Origin of the sequence: Synechococcales cyanobacterium T60_A2020_003, assembly GCA_015272205.1 — a bacterium.
GTDB lineage: Bacteria > Cyanobacteriota > Cyanobacteriia > RECH01 > RECH01 > JACYMB01.
The window spans coordinates 1-8,982 of the sequence record JACYMB010000385.1; the positions used below are offsets into that span (position 1 = coordinate 1).

An 8,982-nucleotide genomic window follows, 5' to 3' on the forward strand; every position below is an offset into this window, starting at 1 on the left:
CATCGCTAGAACTGGTTCACTACCTTTTCATTCTATCCATCACTTATTAGGCGACCAGTGCCGCGGAACTCGACTCGACTCTCAAGGTCACAACACCAAACGACTCGATATCGCTGAGGGTCGAGTTCAGTGTTCATATTGTTTTGGATCCGCACAACAAACCGGGTTGAGGTACGACTGAGTTCATCGAGAAGATTCCAGCTTGCAAAGCCTCTATCCATGACACGCCGTTTTCGGGAATCATGCTGTTTACCATTTCAGCGAAGCAAGCCTTATGAGCCTGTCCAAAACGAATCAAACATTCGGTGGGATTTCCCTGCTCTAAATTGAGGCCATTCATCAACTTAACTTGGTGATAGCCTGGTTGCCAGAATAACTTGCTTGTCAAACTTATGATCGTTGAATCCATCGGCACTAGCATCTGTGCCGTTGCGGGGTGCTGTCGCTTTAACCGTTCGAGTCATTCCACATAGATACGGCAAAAGTTCTCTCCTTGCCGAGCTTTGCAGGCTTTAGAGAAGGTCGAACTATCGACGTCGATGCCGCTATGATTCAGTCGATAAAATAAGTCTCGCATGCTCATTAAGCTTGGGTCGAGTACAAACGTCAGCCAGATTTCAAAGAACAAGCGAGTGTTCAATACTGGGTAGTCATTCGGCGATAGTCGCTTCAGGAGCGATTTGACAATTGCGGAAAACGACGATACCGTCAAACGTCATTTTTTATTCGATAGGGGTCAGAATACTCTTTTCTATCCCCTTTTTCTCTCTCTTAAGCTTTCTTTCAACACTTTTGCCCGATCCCCTCACCCTAGAGCAACTCCAGCAGCAGGTTCTCGACGACGACACCGTTCTCCTGCAATATGCAATCGGTGAGGAACAAAGCTATCTCTTCATTGTGCCCCACCAAGGTGAACTTATCGTCCACACCATTCCCCACAGCCGCACAGAAATCCAAACCGCGGCCAACAACTTCAATTACAAAATTCAAGGCGTCTCTTGCCACTATGAAACCGAGGAAGACTGTGCTCCCTATCTAAGCTGGCTCACCCGCACCGATGGCGAAGCGCAAACCCTGACCCAGATGATTCTGCCACCTGAAATCGCACAGCATCTTGCAGGCAAAAACGACTGCTGATTGTGGCTGATGACGTGCTGCATACGATTCCCTTTGCAGCCCTGCCCGATCCCAACGCGACGGACACCAGCACCTATCAACCCCTGATGCTCTCCCATGAAATCATCAATGCACCATCAGCATCAACCATTGCCATCTTGCAAGAGCAGATGCAGCTTCAGGAAGCCGAGGGACAGCGCCCCGGAAATAAGACCCTGGCTGTGATTGCCGATCCGGTCTTTGGGTTAGATGATGCACGCATGACAGGGATGACATCCAACCCTGTTCCCGTCACCCCACCTGCCACCCCTGAACCAGTCATTATCGACAACTTCTTTTTGCAACAAACCTGGCAGCAGATCGCTCCTGAAACCGAACAGTCTACGGTTCCTTCTGGTATCTCTCGACTTGACCTCACCGGAGAATGGGCAGCCTTCACCATTCAAGGCGAGTGGCGACCATAAAATCAAGCTATGATCCAGGTATTGCAACGGCTACGGCTGGAGTATTACCGGAGGCATCCATGACTGCCGTTACCCTAAGCCTAAATCCTACCTTTAATTTGACAGAAGAGGCGTTCTACCAACTCTGTCGAACCAATCCCGATCTCCGGTTTGAACTCACTGCTCAAGGAAAACTCGTGATTATGCCACCCATGGGTGGAGAAGGCAGCAAACGTGAGGCCGATCTGACCTTTGCAGTTCAGCTTTGGAATCGACAGGCGAAGCTCGGTGTCGTCTTCAGTCCCTCCGCTGGCTTTACGTTACCGAATGGTGCTATTCGCTCTCCCGATGTCGCTTGGATTGTTCAATCTCGCTGGGATGCCCTCACCCCTGAGCAACGCCGCAAATTCCCGCCGATCGCCCCTGATTTTGTAATTGAACTCCGCTCTGACACCGATGATTGGGTAGTTCTCCAAGCCAAAATGCGGGAATACATCGAAAATGGAGTGCGGCTAGGGTGGCTGCTGAATCCACAAGATCAGCAGGTGGAAGTCTACCAGCCAGGGCATTCTGTAGAAATTTTGCAAAATGTTCAGTCATTATCGGGAGAGCCAGTGCTGCCGGGGTTCACGCTGGATCTGGCTGAGATTTTTATCTGACTGAGATTTTTGACATGGCATTCTGGTATCGAGAATTGAAACGGCAGCGTGTCAAATAGAGTTCTCCCGGATAATACACACAAGTGATATTCAACGTGATGTGAGGTCTGAATGATGAAACGATGGCTTGGATTTTTTTAACGGGTATCCTGCTTGTGACTCTGCTCGGTCACTCCCGCGTCACGGCTCAAACGCCCCCATCCCAAGCAGTGCTTTGTCGCAATTTACCCACACCCGTTCCCTCTCCCACCTGAGACTGATCCATTTCACGACTCCGCCGCAACGCCTCATCCAACACCGCGATCGCCAATCCCGGCAACACCATCGCCCAGATAATAGGACAAATCTGGCTGACATTCACTCACGCCAGCTTTGCGGTAGCTACAGTTCGGCAAAACCTTGAGCGGAATAGCGTTGGCGATGCCAAAGAGATTCACCACTAACGCAATCGTTCCATCGTCTCTCGCCTGGTCATGGCCAACAGGTAGCATCTCAACTCGCATGTGATTTCCGTAGTAGTATCCTTTGGCGCGATCGCATGCTGGGTCTTCAATCGTGCGAAGATACTCGTTCCAGGGGGCTAAACCCAGGTATCCGTTCGGACTTGAGTTTGGGCGTCATACTGAATCCGATTCGTAAAGTAGCACTATTTCAGAGACCCCTCCCAACCTCCCCTTGGGAAGGGGAGGTGCCGTCAGGCGGTGGGGTTAAGTGCCACCCTATAGCAGGACTCCGTATCACTCATGGTTCAACGCTTCCAACGCATGAGAACTGATACCATCTGTAATGAATCTATCTTGACTCTAACCGCTTCTCCACCTATGCCCATTGGTTAAGCGGTTGCGCGATGCAGCGGCATTTTCGCTCATTTTCCACGCATATAGAGTCCCATCAACTGTCCCTGAGCCAGGATGTGGCCTTTCATCAGTGCTTCAAGGTCTGCCTTGGTTGCCCCCGCCTCAAGGTTTAGTATTTTATCCAACGCATATAGCTTGAAGTAATATCGATGCGCTTTTCCGGGGGGTGGACAAGGCCCGCCGTAGCCGATGCGTTTAAAGTCATTCTTGCCTTGCTTCGCACCGCTGAGAACTGTTGCCTTGGACGGAATCCCTTCTGGAAGTTCGGTCGTGCTGCCTGGGACATCAAACAATACCCAATGCACCCAGGTTCCCTTCGGTGCGTCGGGATCGTCCACAATCAGCACAAGGCTTTGGGTATCCTCTGGAACAGATTTCCAGCTTAGGGGCGGGGATAGATCGGCACCATCGCAGGTGAAGGTCGAAGGAATGGCCTGTCCATCCTTGAAGGCAGGGCTAGTTAGGGTAATGGTCATAGCAGGACTCTCACTTTCTGGCTTTAGTGGTCGTTCCAGAGGGCGGCACGCTGTGGCGAGGCTGATCAGAGAGAGAGCCAGGAGAATGGGTACGAGTCGTCTACGGTGTTGAGTCATGGATCGTACACTCCGTCTCTCTATTCTTCTATTGTAGGATTACCGCTGTTTTCTCTGAGCGCAGATGGACAGGTAGCAACGCTTTGATATCTAACTTAAATATCGGCAATATCAACAATACCGGATTTGGAATCGTGCGGCGGGTTGCGATCGCACGGTACACTGATTTGGGTCAAGATGTCGGTTGCCCTGAGTCTGGGGTTGACTGACGCTAACGCATCCTATAGCTTTGACGCAATTTTCCACCGCTGAATTCCTCATCTATGGCGACCTTTCTACTCGAAGTTGGAACAGAAGATTTACCTGCTCGTTTTGTCAGTGAGGCGATCGCCCAGTGGCAGATGCGCATTCCGGCAAGCCTTGCGGAACATTACCTCACGCCGTCCTCTATTGAGATTTACGGTACGCCACGACGGTTAGCCGTTGTGATTGAGGGGTTGCCAACTCAGCAGGCCGACCGCACCGAAGAGGCGAAAGGCCCTGCGGCTCAAGCGGCGTTTAAGGACGGCAAACCCACGAAGGCCGCCGAAGGATTTGCGCGATCGCGCGGCGCATCGGTGGAGGATTTGGAGATTCGCACCACGGATAAGGGCGAGTTTGTTTTTCTAGTTCAGACGGTGAAAGGACGACCCACTGCCGAACTTTTGACGGAACTAATCCCCGGTTGGATTACTGGCCTGGAGGGCGATCGCTTTATGCGCTGGGGGGATGGCGATCTGCGCTTTCCCCGTCCGATCCGTTGGCTGGTGGTGCTGTTAGACGATCAGGTGTTGCCGCTGGTGCTGGAAAACGGGGCAGAGCGGGTGGAGAGCGATCGCATCTCCCAGGGGCATCGGGTGCTGCATCCTGAACCTGTAACCATTGCCCAGGCGGATCAGTATGTTTCCACACTCCAAGACGCTTTTGTAGACGTTGATCCGGTGAAACGCAAAGCCGACATTGAGGCGCAAATTGCATCGGCGGCGCAGTCCTTAAAGGGGGTGGCGTCGGTTTCCCCTGGACTGCTGAAAGAGGTGGTGGATTTGGTGGAATATCCCACTGCTATTGTGGGCAAGTTTGATGAGGCGTTTCTGGAACTGCCCAGTCAGGTGATCACCAGCGAGATGGAAAGCCATCAGCGCTATTTCCCGGTGCGGAAATCGGCGGATTCTGATGAACTTTTGCCCTGTTTCATCACCATTTCCAACGGCGATCCAGCCAAGTCGGAGATTATCGCGGCGGGCAATGAGCGGGTGCTGCGGGCGCGGCTTTCGGACGGTAAGTTCTTCTTCGATGCGGATCGTGCGATTTCCCTGGCGGACTATTTACCCCGATTGGAGCAGGTGACGTTCCAACGTGATCTCGGTTCGGTGCGGGAAAAGGTGACGCGCATTGGTCAGGTGGCGGATCGGATCTGCGATCAACTGAAGCTGAGTCAGGGCGATCGCACCGAGATCCAGCGTACGGCTCTTCTTTGTAAAGCCGACTTGGTGACGCAAATGGTGGGCGAGTTTCCCGAACTCCAGGGCGTGATGGGTCAGAAATACGCGATCGCCAGTGGGGAATCGGTAGCTGTAGCCGACGGCATTTTTGAACATTACTTGCCCCGTGGTGCAGACGACGATTTGCCCAAAACCTTAACGGGTCGGGTTGTCGGACTGAGCGATCGCCTTGATACCCTGGTCAGCATTTTTGGCATTGGCAAATTGCCCTCTGGTTCCTCCGATCCCTTTGCCCTTCGCCGTGCGGCCAATGCGGTGATTGCGATCGCCTGGGATGCGGAGTGGCCGCTCAATCTCCATGATCTGCTGGATCAGATCGTCACCGACTTCACTACTACCTTCCCGAAGGTTGATGGAGTAACCCTGCTCAGCCAACTGCGGGAATTCTTCCTGCAACGGATTCGTACCCTGCTCCAAGACGACTGCCAGGTGGATTACGACTTGGTCAATGCCGTGTTGGGGGAAGACGATCCCGACTATGCCGAGCGAGCACTTCAGAACGTACTGGACGTGCGCGATCGCGCCCTGTTCCTCCAATCCATCCGCGCCGACTCTACCCTCGCCCGCATTTATGAAACGGTGAATCGTGCCTCACGGTTGGCGGCGCAGGGCGATCTGGATACCACCGCTCTCGATCCACAACCTCTGGTGGATCCTGAACTATTCGAGCAACCCTCAGAAACCGCATTCTACGAGGCACTGGTGGATCTTGTTCCCCAAACCGAAAAGGCTCAGGGCGATCGCGACTATCAAACCCTAGTCAACGCCCTCGCCCAAATTGCTCCGGTGGTGAGTCAGTTTTTTGATGGGGAGCAGAGTGTCCTGGTCATGACGGATGATCCGGCAGTTCGGCGCAATCGCCTGAATTTGCTGGGCTTGTTGCGGAATCACGCTAGGGTGTTGGCGGATTTCGGAGCCATTGTGAAACAGTAGTATCCCCGTCGAATCCTGCTAGGATCGATAGGCTTATAGTCCTTCCATCGTGCGTGTCGATCGCCCATTTTTTCTATGCAAGCTCGCCGGATCTCTCGTGAACTCGCACTGCTCAGCCTGAGCCAACTCCCCACAAAGCCAGAGGAGTTGGATACCCAGCAACTCCAAGCCCTGATCGTTTCGGCGGTGCGGACGCTCACCATTGAGGCTAGGGAAACTCTGGAAGTTGCAGTGTCCGAACTAGAAAAAGGGAGCGATCGCCTACTCAGCAGTGAAACCCGTGCCCCCGATATCGTTGATGCCCGCAACCTCACCCAAGAGGCCATCAATCTCACCCAAGAGGCCATCAACCGGATCGGTGTCGCCTTGGACTTGCCGGAATTTATCCAAATGGCGAACCAGCAAGAGGTGCGCGAATTCGCGATCGCCCTCCTTCGCACCGTCCGCACCCACCAAGCCGACATTGACCAACTGCTCAGCGAATCAATGGTGGACTGGCAACTCAACCGCCTACTCCGGCTAGATCAAGACATTTTGCGAATTGCCACGGGTGAAATGATGTACCTGGGCACGCCCGATCGTGTCGCCATTAACGAAGCGGTGGAACTCTCCAAAAAGTACGGGGATGATGACAGTCATCGCTTTATTAACGGGGTATTGCGGCGGGTAACCACGCACATTGCCAAGCAATCCCTACCAACGCAACTTCCCTAATGGCACGGTCACTGACTACGCTATACATAAGTAACCCATGCTGAACTGCGGTGTAATATTTGCATCAGTTCAGGAAATGGCACTATCGCAAGCGAGGCGACGCAGAGGAGAGTTATGGCAGGTTTTAACTGGTTTAATCGTCGGGTTGAAAAGCAAGAAGAAACGCCCAAACCCGCAGAGGAGCAATCTTCAGTAGAGGAAAAGGTAACGGAGGAACCCTCTACTGATGGTGCGCCGACGGTAAACCAGGACTATCTCTTGTGGGCGAAAGCGGCCTATCAAAATATCAAACGGCAGCAAGCCCTGACGATCGACACCTCCGCTGCCACTGAGACCCCGGAGCCTGTCGCGGAACCAGAGCCGGAACCCACCACCGAAACAGAGACTCCCGCAGCGATCGCCCCTGAACCTACCGTTGAGCCTGAGGTTAAGGCGACGATTCCCGACGAGGACGTTACGGAAGCGGCGATCGCCCCTCCCGTCGAAGCACCTGTTATAGAACCGGAACCCGTAGTCACTGCGGAAGAATCCGTTGAGGCGATCGCCCCTGCGGAAGAACCTATCGTCGAATCTCCGGTAGAAACTCAGGTCGAAGAACCCATCAAGGCCATTCCCGAACCTGTGGCCGAGGTTCCCCCTGTCGAACCCGTTGCCGAACTAGAGCCTGTTGCAGAAACAGCATCTCCCGAACCCGCCCCTGCCCTGCCCTTCTGGGCGCAGGCCGAAGCCGATCGCCAAGCCCGCCTAGAACGCCTCAAAGCAGAAGCGATCGAAGAACCGGAACCGGAACCCGTCCAGACTACGGCTCAAGCAGAGGCAACCGTTGAAGACGAATTAGTCCTCGATGAAGGCTTCCTCTGGTCAGCGGAAGTTCTGGCCGCTCAGGGGCGGCGTCCCGATGAAGTGTCCATCGAAGAAATTACCTGGCTGAAGCGTCTGCGCCAAGGCCTCGACAAAACCCGCCGAGGCTTGATCTACCAACTGCGATCGGTGGTCGGACAAGGGCCGCTGAACCAAGATGCGGTGATGGAAATTGAGTCGCTGCTGCTCCAGGCTGATGTCGGCATTGAGGCCACCGACTACATTGTGGAATCGCTGCAAAATAAGCTGCGCGAAGAAGCCCTACCGCCCAATGAGGCGATCGCCTATCTCAAGAGCTTGCTGCGGGATATGCTCGAAAAACCCTTCACCGAAACCTACAGTCCCACCTTTGCCCCGGAAAAAGACACCCTCAACATTTGGCTCATCACCGGAGTCAACGGTGCAGGCAAGACCACGACTATCGGTAAAATCGCCCACCTCGCCCAGAAATCCGACTACCGTTGCCTGATCGCGGCAGCAGATACCTTCCGGGCAGCCGCCGTCGAACAGGTGAAAGTGTGGGGACAGCGCAGTAACGTGGAAGTGATCGCCAACCCCGGCAAGAATACCGATCCGGCGGCTGTTGTCTTTGACGCGATCGCCGCCGCCAAGTCCCGCAATACTGAACTCTTGCTGGTCGATACAGCGGGACGTTTGCAGAATAAGAAAAACCTGATGGAGGAGCTGAGCAAAATCCGGCGAATTATCGATAAGAAAGCACCCGATGCCCATATCGAATCTCTGTTGGTGCTGGATTCCACCCTCGGTCAAAATGGACTCCGCCAAGCTGAAGTCTTCGCAGAAGCGGCCAATCTCAGCGGCGTCGTCTTGACTAAGCTGGACGGAACAGCACGAGGCGGGATTGCCCTCGCGGTTGTTCAACAGTTGGGACTACCGATCCGGTTCTTAGGGGCTGGCGAAGGCATTGAAGACCTCCGCCCCTTCTCCAGTTACGAGTTTGTGGAAGCGCTGCTCAGCTAACCCAGCCTGTTTCTGGATGAGATAGGCTAGAACCATCTCGGAGGATGTTCCTATGACGGCGTACACCATCGACCTCAGCCCAATCCTCACCCTCACCGCAGACCAGTTCGACCGACTGTGTGAGGCCAATCCGGATGTCAAATTTGAACGCACTCCCGCAGGAGAACTGGTGATTATGTCGCCCACGGGCGGAGAAACTGGGAACGAGAATGCTGAGCTAGGCGCAGAATTCGTCTTTTGGAATCGTCAGGCGAAACTGGGGGTCGTATTTGATTCCTCAACCTGCTTCCGGATTCCCGGTGGGGGCGATCGCTCTCCTGATGTCGCCTGGGTGGAAAAATCCC

The 8,982-nt window shown here is 53.9% G+C and carries 7 protein-coding genes and 2 pseudogenes; 7 read left to right on the forward strand and 2 right to left on the reverse strand.

Annotated elements, in window-relative coordinates:
- The first annotated feature begins 792 nt into the window (after positions 1–792).
- The 3 genes and pseudogenes from IGR76_18705 to IGR76_18715 all read left to right on the forward strand — a co-directional run bounded on the left by IGR76_18705 (position 793) and on the right by IGR76_18715 (position 2,218).
- Positions 793–1,137, forward strand: coding sequence for a hypothetical protein (locus tag IGR76_18705; GenBank protein ID MBF2080489.1), 345 nt, complete (start codon positions 793–795; stop codon positions 1,135–1,137).
- A pseudogene (locus tag IGR76_18710) lies at positions 1,125–1,580 on the forward strand (CHAT domain-containing protein). Before IGR76_18705 ends, IGR76_18710 begins: the two are co-directional and overlap by 13 nt.
- A gap of 59 nt (positions 1,581–1,639) precedes the next feature.
- Positions 1,640–2,218: a Uma2 family endonuclease gene (locus IGR76_18715; protein MBF2080490.1), complete on the forward strand. Its 579-nt coding sequence runs from the start codon at positions 1,640–1,642 to the stop codon at positions 2,216–2,218.
- 187 nt (positions 2,219–2,405) lie between these two features.
- Here IGR76_18715 and IGR76_18720 read toward each other — a convergent pair.
- Positions 2,406–2,846: pseudogene (locus IGR76_18720) on the reverse strand (hypothetical protein).
- Positions 2,847–3,083: 237 nt separating this feature from the next.
- The gene (locus IGR76_18725; protein ID MBF2080491.1) at positions 3,084–3,551 is read right to left on the reverse strand and encodes a YbhB/YbcL family Raf kinase inhibitor-like protein; all 468 of its coding nucleotides are present in this window, start codon (positions 3,549–3,551) and stop codon (positions 3,084–3,086) included.
- A gap of 380 nt (positions 3,552–3,931) precedes the next feature.
- Here IGR76_18725 and IGR76_18730 point away from each other — a divergent pair, with 380 nt between their 5' ends.
- From IGR76_18730 to IGR76_18745, 4 genes are all read left to right on the forward strand, one after another.
- The gene (locus tag IGR76_18730) at positions 3,932–6,082 is read left to right on the forward strand and encodes a glycine--tRNA ligase subunit beta (GenBank protein ID MBF2080492.1); all 2,151 of its coding nucleotides are present in this window, start codon (positions 3,932–3,934) and stop codon (positions 6,080–6,082) included.
- 75 nt (positions 6,083–6,157) lie between these two features.
- On the forward strand, positions 6,158–6,796 hold the full coding sequence (gene nusB, locus IGR76_18735) for a transcription antitermination protein NusB (GenBank protein ID MBF2080493.1): 639 nt from the start codon (positions 6,158–6,160) through the stop codon (positions 6,794–6,796).
- Positions 6,797–6,910: 114 nt separating this feature from the next.
- Complete coding sequence (gene ftsY, locus IGR76_18740) at positions 6,911–8,638, forward strand: signal recognition particle-docking protein FtsY (protein MBF2080494.1); 1,728 nt, start codon at positions 6,911–6,913, stop codon at positions 8,636–8,638.
- A gap of 52 nt (positions 8,639–8,690) precedes the next feature.
- Positions 8,691–8,982, forward strand: a 292-nt coding sequence (locus IGR76_18745; GenBank protein MBF2080495.1) for a Uma2 family endonuclease, incomplete at its 3' end; no start/stop codon positions are given.